At 34.0% G+C, this 16,246-nt stretch carries 17 protein-coding genes; all 17 read left to right on the forward strand.

The genetic code is table 11. From position 1 onward, the window contains the following. Positions 1 to 440, forward strand: a 440-nt coding sequence (locus BM043_RS09285; protein WP_177188450.1) for a DegT/DnrJ/EryC1/StrS family aminotransferase, incomplete at its 5' end; no start/stop codon positions are given. Positions 441 to 1,037: 597 nt separating this feature from the next. After that, a complete protein-coding gene (locus BM043_RS09290) occupies positions 1,038 to 1,409 on the forward strand; it encodes a nucleotidyltransferase family protein (RefSeq protein WP_218144140.1) in 372 nt (123 codons plus the stop codon). Further along, the gene (locus BM043_RS09295) at positions 1,399 to 1,731 is read left to right on the forward strand and encodes a HepT-like ribonuclease domain-containing protein (protein ID WP_092790996.1); all 333 of its coding nucleotides are present in this window, start codon (positions 1,399 to 1,401) and stop codon (positions 1,729 to 1,731) included. The genes BM043_RS09290 and BM043_RS09295 overlap by 11 nt, the downstream gene beginning before the upstream one ends. Before the next feature lie 601 nt (positions 1,732 to 2,332). Beyond that, the gene (locus tag BM043_RS09300; RefSeq protein ID WP_092790998.1) at positions 2,333 to 3,049 is read left to right on the forward strand and encodes a polysaccharide deacetylase family protein; all 717 of its coding nucleotides are present in this window, start codon (positions 2,333 to 2,335) and stop codon (positions 3,047 to 3,049) included. 90 nt (positions 3,050 to 3,139) lie between these two features. Continuing rightward, positions 3,140 to 3,805, forward strand: a complete 666-nt coding sequence (locus BM043_RS09305; protein ID WP_218144141.1) for a class I SAM-dependent methyltransferase — start codon at positions 3,140 to 3,142, stop codon at positions 3,803 to 3,805. Positions 3,806 to 3,901: 96 nt separating this feature from the next. Next, on the forward strand, positions 3,902 to 4,741 hold the full coding sequence (locus BM043_RS09310; RefSeq protein WP_092791002.1) for an ABC transporter permease: 840 nt from the start codon (positions 3,902 to 3,904) through the stop codon (positions 4,739 to 4,741). Position 4,742: 1 nt separating this feature from the next. Beyond that, positions 4,743 to 5,981, forward strand: a complete 1,239-nt coding sequence (locus BM043_RS09315; RefSeq protein WP_092791004.1) for an ABC transporter ATP-binding protein — start codon at positions 4,743 to 4,745, stop codon at positions 5,979 to 5,981. Continuing rightward, the gene (locus BM043_RS09320; RefSeq protein WP_218144142.1) at positions 5,966 to 6,556 is read left to right on the forward strand and encodes an acyltransferase; all 591 of its coding nucleotides are present in this window, start codon (positions 5,966 to 5,968) and stop codon (positions 6,554 to 6,556) included. The genes BM043_RS09315 and BM043_RS09320 overlap by 16 nt, the downstream gene beginning before the upstream one ends. A gap of 397 nt (positions 6,557 to 6,953) precedes the next feature. Continuing rightward, positions 6,954 to 7,604, forward strand: a complete 651-nt coding sequence (locus BM043_RS09325; protein ID WP_218144143.1) for an FkbM family methyltransferase — start codon at positions 6,954 to 6,956, stop codon at positions 7,602 to 7,604. Further along, positions 7,597 to 9,069 (forward strand): class I SAM-dependent methyltransferase, encoded by a 1,473-nt coding sequence (locus tag BM043_RS09330; RefSeq protein WP_092791008.1) that lies wholly within the window; start codon positions 7,597 to 7,599, stop codon positions 9,067 to 9,069. The genes BM043_RS09325 and BM043_RS09330 overlap by 8 nt, the downstream gene beginning before the upstream one ends. Before the next feature lie 2 nt (positions 9,070 to 9,071). Continuing rightward, positions 9,072 to 9,998, forward strand: coding sequence for a glycosyltransferase family 2 protein (locus BM043_RS09335; protein WP_092791010.1), 927 nt, complete (start codon positions 9,072 to 9,074; stop codon positions 9,996 to 9,998). Next, positions 9,991 to 10,890: a glycosyltransferase family 2 protein gene (locus tag BM043_RS09340; protein ID WP_092791012.1), complete on the forward strand. Its 900-nt coding sequence runs from the start codon at positions 9,991 to 9,993 to the stop codon at positions 10,888 to 10,890. The genes BM043_RS09335 and BM043_RS09340 overlap by 8 nt, the downstream gene beginning before the upstream one ends. 21 nt (positions 10,891 to 10,911) lie before the next feature. After that, positions 10,912 to 12,087, forward strand: a complete 1,176-nt coding sequence (locus BM043_RS09345) for a glycosyltransferase (protein WP_092791014.1) — start codon at positions 10,912 to 10,914, stop codon at positions 12,085 to 12,087. Continuing rightward, complete coding sequence (locus tag BM043_RS09350; RefSeq protein ID WP_177188452.1) at positions 12,080 to 12,958, forward strand: glycosyltransferase family 2 protein; 879 nt, start codon at positions 12,080 to 12,082, stop codon at positions 12,956 to 12,958. The genes BM043_RS09345 and BM043_RS09350 overlap by 8 nt, the downstream gene beginning before the upstream one ends. 21 nt (positions 12,959 to 12,979) lie before the next feature. Further along, positions 12,980 to 13,870, forward strand: a complete 891-nt coding sequence (locus tag BM043_RS09355) for an FkbM family methyltransferase (RefSeq protein WP_092791018.1) — start codon at positions 12,980 to 12,982, stop codon at positions 13,868 to 13,870. After that, a complete protein-coding gene (locus BM043_RS09360; protein WP_092791020.1) occupies positions 13,861 to 14,970 on the forward strand; it encodes a glycosyltransferase in 1,110 nt (369 codons plus the stop codon). The genes BM043_RS09355 and BM043_RS09360 overlap by 10 nt, the downstream gene beginning before the upstream one ends. 87 nt (positions 14,971 to 15,057) lie before the next feature. Further along, positions 15,058 to 16,245, forward strand: coding sequence for a glycosyltransferase (locus BM043_RS09365; protein ID WP_177188453.1), 1,188 nt, complete (start codon positions 15,058 to 15,060; stop codon positions 16,243 to 16,245). Position 16,246: the final 1 nt, after the last annotated feature.

The raw sequence follows: 16,246 nt of genomic DNA on the forward strand, positions 1-16,246 counted from the left end.
AATTTCATGCAGCTATGGGACTTTCAGTGTTGCCGTATATGAAAGAAATCCAAGTCCGGAAAAAGGAACAGGCTAGCTTTTATCGGGAGCAACTCCAAAACTTACCCCTGAGTTTTCCCAAAACCGACGATATAGAGGATTATAATTATGCCTATTTTCCCATTCTCTTTCAAGAAGAAAAGGCCCTGAAGGATACTATGGAATGCCTGGAAAACAACGGGATTGCCAGCCGCCGTTATTTTTATCCCGGGCTCAACACCTTGGATTATACCTCAGGCCACTGCCCGGTTTCGGATGATATAGCATCCAGAGTTCTTTGCCTGCCCCTATACCATAGCCTGACCAGAGAAGAGCAGCGGATGATTGTAGGAATTTTAAAACGAGTAAAAAGCGATGATAGCTTGGTGCCGATAGAGTCCGAAAAGGGGAACGGGGAATAGGGATTAGGGATTAGGGATTAGGGAAGGGGAACAGAGAACAGGGAATAGGGAACAGGGAATAGAGAACAGAGATTAGGAGATTAAGAGAATAGGGAAATGAACGTCGATCCTCAGTACTCAAAAAACTACAGGTCAAAAATCCAAAATGAATAGGAATGGTGCTTTAGCCCATTCCAAAAGGAGACAATAAAAGATCATGGGCTTTAGCCCAACAGAAACCATTAAAGCCGAACCTACTGTCAGGCTGAGCAGCCTGTCCCGATCAAGTTTCGGGAGAGTCGAAGCTATTGTCAGGCTGAGCGAAGTCGAAGCCAGGCTGAGCAGCCTGTCCCGATCAAATATCGGGAAAGTCGAAGCCCTCAATTAAACAGTTCCCCAATTCATCAGTTCGACAACTCTGAACTCTTAACCTTTAACAATCTGAAAACGAGACTTTCTTCTTCAACCTATTCAGTTAAACAGTTCCTCAGTTCCCCAATTCGACAGTTCCCCGATTTATTGAAAATAGTAAAAAGTAAATAGTAAACAGTGGGGAAATCCTTTCCCTTGAACCACATCCTGTTCCTCAGTTCAACAACAACCAATCTTCCAATTCCCATGAGCAATATAACGCTGTTCGATCAAGTCTCAGATTCTACAGATCGAGTCTATAAAGTTCCTAAAGGAATAGAACTAATTGTGAAAAACAAACAGCAAATCCTTGATCTTTGTCTCAAGTATCAAGTGGAGGAATTATTTGTTTTTGGGTCCTCTTTAGATCAAAGTTTTTCATCAAAAAGCGATTTAGATTTTTTGGTGAATTTCAAAAACATACCCTTTGATCAATATACAGATAATTACTTCAAATTGCATGAGGATTTGGAGAACTTATTCGTACGGAAAATAGACCTTATCACTATCAATTCTCTGGATAATAAGTTCTTTAAAGAAAAAGTACTTCAAACCAGAAGACTACTTTATGCTGCTTGAAGAAAAAAAGCTTTTGCTTGATATTCAAATAGCCATTAATTCGATCTACGACTACCTGGGAGACGGTAGAGATTTTACAGTATTCCAAAAAAGAAAAATTCTAAGAAGGGCGGTCGAACGAGAACTTGAAATTATCGGAGAGGCAACCAATAAACTGCTTAAGATAAATCCAGATATCCCAATTTCAGAAGCAAGGCGAATTGTCAACCTCCGTAATTGGGTTATTCATGCCTACGATTCAGTAGATTATATTATAATATGGGGGATAGTAAATAAGGATATACCTCTTCTCAAATCTCAGGTTGATCAATTGTTAAGTTGAAACGCGAGACGGTGAAATAGAAAGAAGAAATTAATAAATAGTAAACCACGGCTTAATAATTAACTATCAACAAAAAAAGTAGGCAGTCGCAGTTAGCAGTAAAAAGTAATCAGTGGAAAATTTACTGTTGGAGATTAAGAGAATAGAGATTAATAGAATAGGGAAAAGAACGTCGATCCTCAGTACTCAAAAAAACTACAGGTCAAAAATCCAAAATGAATAGGAATGACGCTTTAGCCCATTCCAAAAGGAGACAATAAAAAATCATGGGCTTTAGCCCAACAGAAACTATTAAAGCCAAACCTACTGTCAGGCTGAGCACTTGAGAGACGGGAGTCTCGAAATCGAAGCTACTGTCAGGCTGAGCGAAGTCGAAGCCAGGCTGAGCAGCCTGTCCCGATCTAGTATCGGGACAGTCGAAGCCCGTCGCGCCTTCGCAAGCTCTTAAAGATTGTTGAACACTTGTACTGAGTTTGTCGAAGTATATCGAACCAGGTTAGTGAGCTGGTCGAACCATCAGTTAATCAATTACTCAAAAGCTCCAATTATTACCACGAACCACATCAAACTCAAGCCCACATATTTTCTAGTCTTACTACTGATGGTTCAGTTTGCTTGTGGGAGAACTAATAAAGTGGAGCCGGGTATTGTTCTTTCATTTGATGATGATTACTTGGATAACTGGGTGGGAATTCTTCCTTTATTGGAAAGGTATGATGCCAAGGTGACCTTTTTTATTTCCGGTCTTAGTCAGATGGATTCACTTGATTTGGAAAAGGTGAAACTAATCAGAGCTAAAGGACATGAGATAGGGGCCCATACAGAAAATCATCTAAGCTTAAACCAGTATATCAAGAATTATGGGCTTAAAGCCTATTGGGAAAAAGAAATCAAAGCCCAACTCAGTGCTTTCGATCAATTGGGAATCTATCCTATTGTATTTGCCTATCCTTATGGAGAAAAAAATCAGTACATTGACTTCCTTTTGCTGTCTAGGTTTAAAGCCACCAGGAATGTAGTGGCGCCTACCAAGGGTGTACATTTACCCGATAAAATCTTTCACAATCTAGGTACAAGACAAAATCGGTTTTATTCTTTAGCGATCGATAATCGAGATCAAGTTCAGGAGAATCAATTGCTTTCTGCATTTCAAAAAGTAGCTAGAGAGCAGAAGGTCATTTTTCTTCATGCCCATGATATAGGGGAAGAGGAGGGATATGAAATCAATGTATTTCATTTGGAAAGAATGCTACGATTAGCCAAGTCGGAAGGACTAAAAATGCATACATTCTCTGCTCTGCTGGCAAAACATGACTAAACTAAGGAGTTTGAACATTAGGAAAGCTTTTAAAATTCAATGGTAAATTCAATTAAAAAGAACTTAAAAAATATTACACCAGTATTTTTAATGGATATTTATCGATCTTTCCAAAAGAAAAAGAACTTGGATATCGATGGTTTGAGTACGGCGGAAGTATTTTCCAAGATCTATAAGGATAATTACTGGGGTTCGGAAGAAAGCATCTCAGGGTCTGGTTCGGATACCATTCAGACCAATGTGATCATCAAAGAATTGGAAAAATTATTTCAAGACTATCAGATCAAAACCCTATTGGATGCCCCATGCGGCGATTTCAACTGGATGAATCAGGTAAGACTTGATGGATTAGAATATCTGGGGATGGATATCGTAGAGGAGTTGATTCAAAAAAATCAGTCCAAATATCAAGATAGACCCAATGTGATTTTCCAAACTGGCAATATCCTTACAGATTCCTTACCATCAGTGGACTTGATCCTGTGCCGGGATTGCTTGGTTCATTTTTCCTTGGAGGATATCCACAGGGCCTTGGATAATTTCAAAAAGTCAGGTGCCAAATATCTCTTGACCACCAGTTTTATCAAGCATCAGGAAAATCCCAATATCCAAACCGGCTATTGGAGACCGATCAACCTTCAGGCAGCTCCCTTTCATTTGCCTGAGCCTATCCTGAGCATTGACGAAAAATGTACCGAAGGAGGAGGAAAGCATCGAGATAAGAGTTTGGTACTGTATGAGATTCAATCGATTTAAAATAATGTTGCCGAAATCCTCACTAATTGATTTCGTATCTGGATTAGTAGAAGCCTTAAAACTATTTGAGTATGAAACCGTGCTCAAATTTTGATAATGAAAACAACAATATACAGCCCCCAAAACAACTATGTACTCTCTACCCTAGTAAGAGAGATTTTCTTGGGGTTTAAGGAAGGGAGAGAGTTAGCCTATAGATTGTTTATTAGAGATTTAAGAGCGGGATACAAAAGATCATTCTTGGGTATTTTCTGGCTGTTTATACCTCCTTTTTTTACTGCGGGAATCTGGATTTTCTTAAATGATCAGCAGGTCGTTTCCATTCAGGGAGCTCCCATGGATTATGCCGCTTTTACGTTATGCGGGACGATTCTCTGGAGCTTTTTCGCTGAAGCCTTGAATAAACCCATTCAACGCTATCAAAGTGCCATGGGAATGATGAGTAAGTTAAATTTTCCCCGAGAGTCTTTGGTATTAGCGGCGGTCTATGATCAGCTATTTAGTCTCATTTTGAAATTAATTGTCCTAGTACCTATCCTTTGGATTTTGGGTTATCCCCCTAATTTGAATTGGCTGATAGGTTTTTTAGGGATTTTTGGCTTATTGATCGCAGGGATTAGCATTGGTCTAATGCTATCTCCCATTGGTTTGCTCTATGGAGATATAGGGAAAGCCCTTCCCATGATTTTGCCCTTTGTAATGTATTTAAGCCCTGTGATTTATCCTTTACGAGATGGGGGCAAATTAGCCATTCTCCAAGGAATCAATCCCGTGACCCCATTTTTGGAAATGGCAAGGAGCAGTTTGGGAGGGTATGAATTTACCCTATGGCAACCGCTTCTGATCTGGACAGGGGTATTGGTTGGTTTACTGTTATTTTCCTTATTGGTGGTCAAGATCGCCATGCCAATGATTGTCGAACGAAGTGGATCTTAAGATGCGGAATGACGAGGTATTGGTCAAGGTAGAGGGAGTTTCCAAGAAATTCTGCAAAAGCCTTAAGCGTAGTCTTTGGTATGGAGCAGGGGATATTTCTCGCTCGGTTTTAGGACTAAAGAATCCTGAAAAACTCCGAAAAGACGAATTTTGGGCGGTAAAAGATGTGAGTTTTGAAGTAAGGCGTGGAGAATGCTTGGGGCTAATTGGACATAATGGGGCAGGAAAGAGTACCCTTTTAAAAATGCTAAATGGACTGATCCGTCCCGATGAAGGAAGAATAGAAATGAAAGGGAAGGTAGGGGCCTTGATAGAATTAGGTGCAGGTTTTAATCCTGTCCTGACTGGTCGAGAGAATGTCTATAATAATGGTGCCGTTTTGGGTTTTTCTAAAGCTGAAATTGACCGCAAATTTGATGAGATCGTAGCTTTTGCGGAAATGGAGGAATTTATCGATACTCCAGTACAGAATTACAGTTCAGGGATGAAGGTACGCTTAGGTTTTGCTGTGGCTTCTCAGATGGAGCCGGATGTATTGATTATTGATGAGGTATTGGCGGTAGGGGATCTTGGTTTTAAAATTAAATGCTTTAACGAAATTTATAGATTAATAGAAAATGCAGCAGTTATTCTAGTGAGTCATTCTATGCCGCAGGTAGCTCAGGTATGTAGAACTGGATTGGTATTAAAGCAGGGAAAGATAAATTTTGGTCCAGGAAAAGTTTCAAACGCTATTATTAATTATTTCGGTATTTTTGAAAATAATGGATTAAACATAGAAGGAAATCGGAGAGGAGAAATTAGAAATTTCAAATTTGGAAACAATGATACTAGTGTTGAACTAGACATTTCAAAAAATCAAAATCAACCAGAAATTATTTTAGAAAATTGCCAGAATGTTTTTTTTGAAACCAGTGTCATAATTGAGCCCTCTGTTGAGAATTTTTCTTTAATTATTTCAATCACGGATATAGACCAAAAAGTAGTTGCGCAAGTAACGCCACCTGAAAGAATGTTTACAAATCTAACTAAGATGATGGTTGTAGAGGCAAAAGTCAATTCACTAATGCTCAATACGGGTAATTATTCTATTAGTGTTCATATATATAATAAGAGTAATGCAGTCGATAGAGGAGAAATTTTAATTGGAATAAGAAACATTCTCAAGTTTACTGTGAAAAAACAAAAATTTGTTGGGGCAGCACCAATCCTATATGAAAGTAGATGGAAAGAATGTTAAGAAAGGTTCTATTAAAAATGAGAAGGATGTTTCATAGAGTTTGGTCCCAAATTTACAGACTCCTATACTTACCTAGTCACATCATTATAGAAGGAGACCCAATAGATATAATCATTGGTAGAAATTGTTATTTTGAGAAAGGTGTTAGGATATCAAACAAAAGCGGTGGAAAAATAGAAATTGGGGAAAATAACGTATTTCTAACTGGGGTTATTTTAGCAACATATGGAGGTGCCATTAATATTGGAAACAATTGTAGTTTTAATCCTTATTGCGTAATCTACGGACATGGAGGATTATGGATTGGTAATTACGTAAGGATTGCAACCCATACAATAATAATTCCAGCCAATCATATCTTTGAATCGAGAGATCTGCCTATAACAAAACAAGGATTGACAAAAAAAGGAATTAGAATAGGTGATGATGTTTGGATTGGAGCAAATGTTACTATTTTAGATAATGTTATTGTAGGTAAAGGTTGTGTAATTGGAGCAGGTGCTGTAGTGAATAAAAATACTAGTGATTTTGGGGTTTATGGAGGAGTACCGTCAAAACAAATTGGTAAAAGATAGATATTGACTTCTATAAGTTAGAAAAAAAAGCTGCAAAATATTGTCTAAAAAAAAGAATTTTGAACTTGTAAAAGTTTAATAAATTGATTATAGTGTTTGGTTATTGGTAAATTATAAAAATATATTAAATTTTCGATAGAAATTACTTTTGCTAAAAGTTTTACATATTAAATATTGGTACGGTTCTTATCAAATTAAAAATCATTAAATGTCTATTAATTATATAATTATACTATTTCGAAAATTTTTATATTTTTTTTATAGAATTGTTTCAATTTTTAATTTTAAATCGAGAACCGCGACTTCTAAGGGTATTGAGAGGTTATTTAAACATGATGTCGACGATTTTTTTTCTTTTAATATTCAAGGATATATAATTATTTCTCCAAATGAAAAAATGGTCCCCATACTTTATCATCATATTTTTAAAAGAGAAATTTATAAGTTTAAATTAAATAATTCTAAGCCAAAAATAATAGACTGTGGATCAAATATCGGTATGGCAATTCTTTATTGGAAGAAAATTTCTTCGGAAGCTGAAATAATTGCCTTTGAACCTTCAGAAATGAATTTTCGTGCTTTAAAATATAATATTGAAATGAATTCAATTAATAATGTTACCCTAATAAATGCGGCAATTTCATCAAAAATTGGAAATTTTTTTTTTACTGATAATGATGCTGCATCTGGGTCCTTATTTTTAGAAAAGGATTTAGATAGAAAATATATAGTTAATACTGTGAGACTGGACAATTATTTACAAGAAGAAATAGATTTTCTAAAAATTGATATTGAAGGTGAGGAAATCAATATATTAGATCAAGTTGTTGATAATCTTAAAAACATTCAAAACATATTTATTGAATATCATTCATTCTTAGGTAGGCCTCAGAAGCTTTCTATGTTTCTTAAATCATTGGAAGATAATAATTTTAGATATTATATTGAAGGAGAATATTCAAATAATGCCCCTTTATTTAATAATCATACTAAGTTAAAACAAGATTTACAAGTGGCCATTTGGGCAAAAAAAAGTGAAAATGAATAAAATTATTTGCTATACGGCCATTTTTGGTGACTATGATGAATTACTAAATCCTGTTTATGCGGATAGATTAATGAATGAGGCCACTTTTATTTGCTTTACCGACCGTAATGATCTTCAATCTGATTTTTGGACAATTATTTATGTTGAAAGAAAGTATCTCGATCCTACTAGAGAAAATCGATATTACAAATTAAATGCTTATGAGGTTCTTCCTGAACATGATATATCACTTTACATAGATGGAAATATATTTTTGAAAAGTGATTCAATTAATGAAATTATTAATCAAATATTTTCTTTCGGAGCTGAAATGGCCATTGTTAAGCATCCTAAAAGAGATTGTTTATTCGTAGAAGGAGAAACATGTATTAAATTTGGAAAAGATAGATATGATATAATTGTAAATCAACTATCAAAATATAAACTTCAAAAATTCCCCCATCACTTTGGATTATGGGCTTGTTCAATAATTTTTAGAAAAAACACCAGTGCGGTGGAGAACCTTTGCCAGAAGTGGTGGGAAGAAGTTCAATCAGGAAGTCGTCGGGATCAAATTTCATTTCCTTATGTTTTAAACAAACTCAATTTCAAGGGGCTTTTGACCTTAGATTGGAAATGGGAGGAAAATGATTTCTACAAAAGAGCATTTCATAAAAAAATCATATTCGATAAACCAATATTAAATCTTAACACCGAAGGAGAAATTTATTTGCCTAAACGAATTTTAGAACCTCTTGGATGGGCGGGACATATTCCCTTTGCTATTTGGCTTGTTTGGAATTATAAGCCAAATCTCATAGTTGAGCTTGGGACTCATACTGGAAATTCCTTTTTTAGTTTCTGTCAAGCAATGCAGACAGGAAATCCCCTTGGAAAAGTTTATGCTATTGATTTAGGACAAGGTGGTAAGCATTCAGGTTATTATAGTGATGGTATCAATGATGATCTTTACGCTTACCAGAGAATCAATTATCCCACAATTGGTAGTATAATTCGAAAGAATTTTAATGAAGCAATTAATGACTTTGAAGATCAATCTGTTGATCTTTTGCATATTGATGGCTTACATACTTATGAAGCTGTTAAAAATGATTTTGAAACGTGGTTGCCAAAGTTGAAAACCAATTCAATTGTTTTATTTCATGATATAAGTGTTTTTAGAGAGGATTTTGGAGTTAATCAGTTTTGGAATGAGGTCATTAATAAATACCCAATTAACTTCTCTTTTCATCATTCAAATGGATTAGGCGTTTTAAGTTTGCATGATACAGGTAAAGGAGCGGAAATAATTAAAGAATTAAATAATAATTTAAATATAATACAACTATTTGTTTCAACCGGAGAAGCCTTGTCTCAATTGAGCCCTATTTATTTTGAGAATTTAAGGCTTAAGGAAAAGATCAATAATTCTAAGGCTATTAATATTTCTGAGAAAATTAAAAAAATTATTAGATTCTTTAAATAGTAATGGGGAATATTATTACGATAATCGTAACTCACAATGGTTCAAGATGGATTTATAATTGCATAAATTCTATTTTAAATTCTAACTTAAAAATAGATATTATATGTATTGATAATTTTTCTACCGATGATACTGTTGACGTAATCAAAAGTAATTTTTCTGACATAATTATTATTGAGAATAACGAAAACCTAGGTTTTGGTCAAGCAAACAATATTGGATTAAGATACGCAATTAAGAATTATTATGACTATATATTTTTATTGAATCAAGATGCTTATGTTGAAAATGACACCATTTACAAGTTAGTTCAAGCCTCGAAGAATAATCTGGAGTTTGGAATTTTAAGCCCTATTCATCTTAATGGGGAAGGTAATAGACTTGATTTAAATTTTTCTAATTATATTAGTGAATATAAATGTGGTAGTTTTATTTCTGATTTTATATTAGCTAAATTAAGGAAAGAGGTTTATGATTTGCCCTTTGTAAATGCTGCAGCATGGTTACTTCCCTTAAATACTATAAAGACAATTGGTGGATTCGATCCTTTATTTTTCCACTATGGAGAGGATGATAATTATTGTCAGCGAGTACTTTATCACGGATTAAAAATCGGGATTGTTCCTGATACTTATGTTTTTCATGACAGAAGTCAGTTGGTGAAAAAAATTGATAGATATGAAAACCTAGTGGTTTTTGAAAAGTCATTTAAAGTTAAATGTGCTAACGTGAATGAATCTTTCCAAAAAAATATAAGTTGGGAGATAAAAGAGATAAAAAAAAAGTTTTTTATTTCTTTCTTAAGTTTTAATATATTTGGTTTTTTGAAATGGTTTAAGTTTTATTCTCATGTGAAATCAATAATACCTCATACTGAGAAATCAAGAAAGATAAATGAAAAGATAGGGTCTAATTATTTAAATGGATAATCTCCTCATCTCTATACTTATTCCTAACTACAATAAATCCCCTTATCTAAGGGAAACCTTGGACTCGGTATTAAATCAGACTTATACCCATTGGGAATGTATCATTGTAGATGATCATAGTACGGATAATTCTTGGGAGATTTTAGAGGAGTATTCTGCAAAAGATTCAAGGTTTCGACTTTATAAAAGACCTGATGATCGCAAACCGGGCGGGAATGCGGCTAGGAATGTAGCCATTGAAAAAGCAAAAGGCGAATATGTTGCATTTCTAGATTCGGATGATATTTGGAAACCTGAAAGATTAAGGTTGGCTAAGGAATTTATAACTGATAACCATTTTTCAGCAATTTATAGTGGGGCTATGGTGTCAAAAGGAAATAAGGAGGTAAGACAGTTTTCTAGGCCTATTAAAGATGATGAGTCTATTTTTGATTTTGTAATAAGAGAAGACACATTTTCTCAAACCTCCTCATTGATCCTTAAAAACGATATTGCTAAAAAGATTTTATTTGATGAGGGGATGAAGAGGCATCAAGATTATGATTTTTTTATTAGAGTGCATCAAATTATTCCTTGGGAATATTTTGAAAACTTTGATGTCATAGTTAATTGGACTAGATCGAACTTTGAAAGAAAGAATTACAAAGACTGTATTCCTTTCTATAAAAAGCATTTCGATTTAAGCAGGGATAATGCTGTTAAAATAAATTATATTCGGAGAATTGCTTCTATTGCAGCAAGGAGAAATCCAAAAGAAAATGTGTCTTCTTATTTTTATGAAGTCCTTAAATCGGAGAATTACTCCTTTTCACTAAAAGAGTTTATGTTATTTAAATTTCCTAATTTGTTTTTTATCCTATCAAAACTTAATTCCCTATTTAAAAGGAATTGAAATGACATATAAAATTAATTGATGCGAGCTATATTAATGATATGTCCTTGGTTTGACCATAAAAGTTCTTCTAATGGAATGGTCTTCCGAGAACAGGCAAGGGTATTACAAGGAAATTATTCGTATACTTTTTTATCTTTTAAAAAAATAGGTATAAAAGAGTTTTTTAAGATTTTCAGATTTATCTATTTTAAGGAATATTCAGATACCCAAAGGAAGGAAAAATATGTTTATATATTTTACCTTTATAGTTCTTTTTTTGGTGATTTTTTCAATAATTGGATTGAATTAATGGCTGTCAAAAAAGCCAAAAAATATTTCTCTGTAAATAATCTAAAGTTTAACTTAATTCATGCCCAATCTTTAATTGATTCTGGTGTATTTGCATTTTATTTGAAAAGAAAACTCGGAATTCCCTACATCATCACGGAACACGCACAAATTAATATGACAGGGATTTCAGTGCGAAGACATAAGTTTTTGCAATCTGTTTTGAATCAGGCAAATAAAAGAATGGTGGTTTCTCATCATAAAATAGCTCAATATGCTTCCAATAGGTTATATGGTGATTTTGAAGTTATAGGTAATATGGTGGATGAATCTAACTTCTGTTACAGAGGGAATAAGAACAAATCGGAAATATTTCGGATCATTACCGTTGGGGCTTACACTCCTATCAAAGATCAAGCAACCCTGTTAAAGGCTTTACAATTATTGGATGGCTTGCCCCTTCCAATTCCAATGGAATTTCACTGGGCTGGTTTCAATGGATGGATGCCGGGGAAGGATGTTGAGGTTAATAAAATCATTGACTTGCATAATTTCCAACAGATTAAAGTAAAGTTGTCGGGAAAATTGAACAGGAAAGAAATTGCTGAGGCTTATCGGGAATCAGATTTGTTTATTTTTTCCAGTTTAGCAGAAGGAATGCCATTGGCAGTAATGGAGGCTTTAGCATGTGGATTGCCCGTAATTACCACGAGATGGGGAGGTGTGGAAGAAATCATCCATAGTGATAACGGCAGAATTGTTGAATTAAAGGATTATTGTATTATGTCCAAAGAGATTTTACAAGTCGCTAATACTCCTGATATTTTTGTAAGAGAAAAAATTGCGGCAAGTGCAATTCAGCAATTCGGAAGTAAGGCGTTTAAGGAAAAAATAGCCTCCATTTACAAGAATGTTCTTTATGGGTAAATTCAAAAAGGATATTAATGTTTCTGTAATAATTCCTGTGTATCAAGCAAAAGATTACCTAGAAAGGGCTGTTAACTCTGTAATGATTCAGAAAAATGTGAAAGAAATTATTTTAGTAGAAGATGGATCTCAGGATGGATCCTTTGAACTTTGTCAAAGACTAAAAGCTACAAATCCTCTCATTCAATTATATACCCATACCGATAGGGTAAATAAAGGACAGGCTAGCAGTAGAAATTTAGCTTTGAAATATGTAACAGGTGAATGGATTCAATTTTTAGATGCAGATGATGAACTTCTATGTGGAAAGATAGAAGGGCAATTAAATTTAATAAATGAGAATAATTCATTTGTAATAGGGAATGCACTTGATATTTTTTTGAATGGAAGAATTCATAAAAGAAAATATAAACAGAATCCTTGGGTTGGGTTAATTTCAAGTAAGTTAGGTATAACATCATCAAACTTGTTTAATGCCGAATATGTAAAACTAGTAGGAGGATTTAATGAATCGCTTAGGAGCAGTGATGAATATGAGTTGATGTTTGAAGTATTAAAAATAAATGATAAAGTAGTCTATGATTCTAGATATTTAACAAAAATATATAGAACAGAGGGATCTATTACTAGGTCAAATGATAGATTACAAAAAATTTTTCAAGACTGGGTTAATTTAAGAATTAAAATAAAGAATCATCTTATTTCAAAACAAATGTTTTCATTGCATCTTCGGTATACTTTATATGGTGCAATTGGCCTGTTTCACAAAGAAATGAGAATAGATAAAAAATTAGAATTCAATTCTATCTTTTCATATTTATATCAATTTGAAAAGAAAATAAAAATAATTCTTTATAGGATTTTTAAGTAACATAGTGTTTAATTATTTAAAATGATCAAATCTCTAAAAAACTATTTCCATCATCATTTAGCCAGGCCCTTTTATTCTTTGATTAGGCCTTTACAGCCTTTTTTTAATCTGAAAAAAAGGACTTTCTTCGATAAATTTAAAGTTAAAACCAAAGATGGTGTTGAGTTTTGGCTGTATAATAATGCCTTTAATCTGGAAACCAAGTTGTTTTGGTCAGGATTTGAAAAAAGTGATTGGGAGAAAAAGACTAGAGAAATTTGGTCAGAGCTTTCCAAATCTTTAAAGGTAATTTTAGATATTGGAGCAAATACAGGAATTTTTTCAGTATTGGCTAAAGCTTATAATTCTGAGGTTGAAGTTTATGCCTTTGAACCCCAGCCCAATGTATTCAGGGTATTTCAAATGAATAATGAAATCAATGGTTTTGATATACAGTGTCATCAGTTGGCCCTATCAGATGAATCCGGTCAATTGCCCTTTTACAATACAGGCTATTCTACTTTTGAGGCTAACAATACCACCCATGGCAGTCTGAATAAGGAGTGGAGAACTGAGCACCAACATTCGATTGTGGTAGAAGTAGAAAGGCTCGATTGCTTCCTTACTAAAAACCAAGTAGGCAAGGTGGATTTGATCAAAATTGATGTGGAGACTTTAGAGTTCGAGGTATTGAATGGCTATGGGGATTTGCTTTGGCTTCACCAGCCCATTATAATTTTAGAGATTCAAAATGAGGATATAGGTTCTAAACTTTTAAGTTTATTTGACGGGAAAGAGTTTGAGTTCTTCTGGATTAATGAAAGTAAAGGGTTAGTACCTGTGGATACTTTAGGGACCAAGACCAATCAAGAGAATTTAAATTATTGTTTATGTCCAAAAAATAAAATGGATAGAATTCGAAAATGGATTTAAAGAGAGTATTGGTTATTGCGGATACTTATTCTTTACCGAAATACCCGGCCAAAGGATTATATGTAAAGGAACAAGCCCTATGCCTTGTAAATAGTAAAAAATGCCAAATAGAGGTATTGTTTATTGATAGGAAGTCCAAACCTTTTATTAAATGTTTGTTTTTGTTTTTCAAAATATTAATAAAAAGGGCTATAAGATTTGATACTATTGAGTCTTTTGAAAAATTTAAGGTACTTTATTTTCTAGTTCCTATTAATAGAAGAATGCCTGATTATATTCAGTTATGGATTGAAAGGATTTATTTGAGGTTTGTTTGCCATCAGTATTTAAAACAGAATCAACCCCCGGATATTATACATGCGCATTCAGGACTTTCCTCTGGTATTTTCGCAAATTTTTTGAGTGAGTACTTTAATTGTCCTTTTGTGATCACTGAGCATAGCCCTTTGATGTTTCATTTTGTATCTAAAGCAAGGGGAGAATTGGTGATAGAATCTTTCAAAAGGGCCAGGTTTGTCGCTTCTTTAACTATTTTTCAAGAAAGTCTCTTAAAACGGGTTTGTTCTGAAGCTAAATCTCAAATAATACCGAATGTAATCAATGAAGATATTTTTCATATAAAAAGGAAGACTTGTGGAGATTTTCCTTTTACAATAATTTCTGTTTTATACCCTAGTCCAGTTAAGGGCGGACGGTATTTGTTTAATAGTTTTAGAATTTTAAAGGAAAAAGGGGTCAAATTTAAGTTTTTGATTGTTGGTGAAGGAATAGAAAAAATGAAAAAAGAATGTGAACTTTTAGGTATTAAAGATGATGGAGAATTTTATTTTAATTTAAATAAAGAGGAATTGAGCTCTTTATATAATAAATCGCATTTATATTGTTGCAGCTCAATTTACGAGACATTTGGACTAGCTGCTCGCGAAGCCATGTTATGTGGATTGCCGGTGGTGACAACCGATAATGGGGGAGTGGTTGATAGTGTTACAGAGAACACTGGCCTTATCGTGCCCGTTCAGGATTCAAATGCTTTGGCAGAGGCTATTGTTAGCATTAGAGATAATTATGACGATTATGATCCAAATACAATAAGAATATGATTATCAATCAAAGCGGGACTGAGGTTTTTCAAAGGAAAATGTTTGATTTTTACGGAATTGATGTTGTGTCAAATACATGAAAGAGAAATGAATATTCTGATAATTCCTAGTTGGTATCCTACCGAAAAAAAACCTTTTGCAGGTTTTTATTTTTTGGAACAGGCTAAATTTTTGAACGGAAAGGTTGGAATAAATATTTCCATTCTTTTTGGGGATAAAAAATCATCTCCGTTATTGAAATGGTTATTGACTTTAGCTCAAAGCGTTTTTTTTAGAAATATTCACCTAATAAAAAGTGGTTTATTTCAGTCCCCTGAAAAATTTGAATTTACAATCCCGGCCAATAGAAGAATTCCTGATTTTATTCAATTGTGGTTGGAAAGGAAACTTTATAAAAAGGCATTCGCTTCTTACAGCAAAAGGTATACTATCCCTGATTTAGTTCATGCCCAAAGTGGCATGGATGCCGCTATATATGCAAAAGATATAGCTAATCTAACAGGTTTGCCCTTTGTGATTTTGGAGCATCAGGTGTTTGTTTTTCATTATTATTCTAGAAAAAGAGCGGGGTTGATTTTGGAGGCTTTTGCTGCCGCAAGAAAAACAGCAGCAGTCAGTTATGATGAACGGCGACAGGTGTTGATGAATAAACCCAATTGTAACCCTGAAGTTATCTGGAATTTTGTGGACGAAACCAAATACCACATCCAATTGGATAAAAGAAGCAAGGTTTTTACCATCGTTACCATACTTAATTCGTTGCCTATCAAAGGATTTGATACATTTTTGGAAGCCATGTTTGAATTATCTAAAGAAACCCAGGACTTTAGATTTATCATGATTGGGAAAGGGGCGGATGAAAGATCTAATGATCCAACATCTAATGCCTTTGTCATAAAAAGTAAAGAATTGTGTATTTATGATTTTGGGACATTTTTTCCGATTGTAGAAAGGGATCAGATTTCTGACGTATTGAATACAGCTCATGTCTTTGTTTCTCCAACCATACAAGAACCTCATGGAATTGCTGCTCGGGAAGCGATGATGTGCGGTTTGCCCGTTGTGTCTACTGCTAATGGAGGAGTAGAAGATGGCATCACTCCGGAAACTGGACTTATTGTACCTGTGAAAAGCCCAAATGCCTTGGTTGAGGCTATCCTTAAAATTCATAAAAATATTCATTTATATAATCCTCAAACAATTAGAGAACTGACTATTCAGCAATGTGGCCGAAAGGCTTTTTTAGATCGTATGATTAAATTTTACAATGTTTAAT

This window comes from Algoriphagus hitonicola (assembly GCF_900113375.1).
Classification (GTDB): Bacteria; Bacteroidota; Bacteroidia; order Cytophagales; family Cyclobacteriaceae; genus Algoriphagus; species Algoriphagus hitonicola.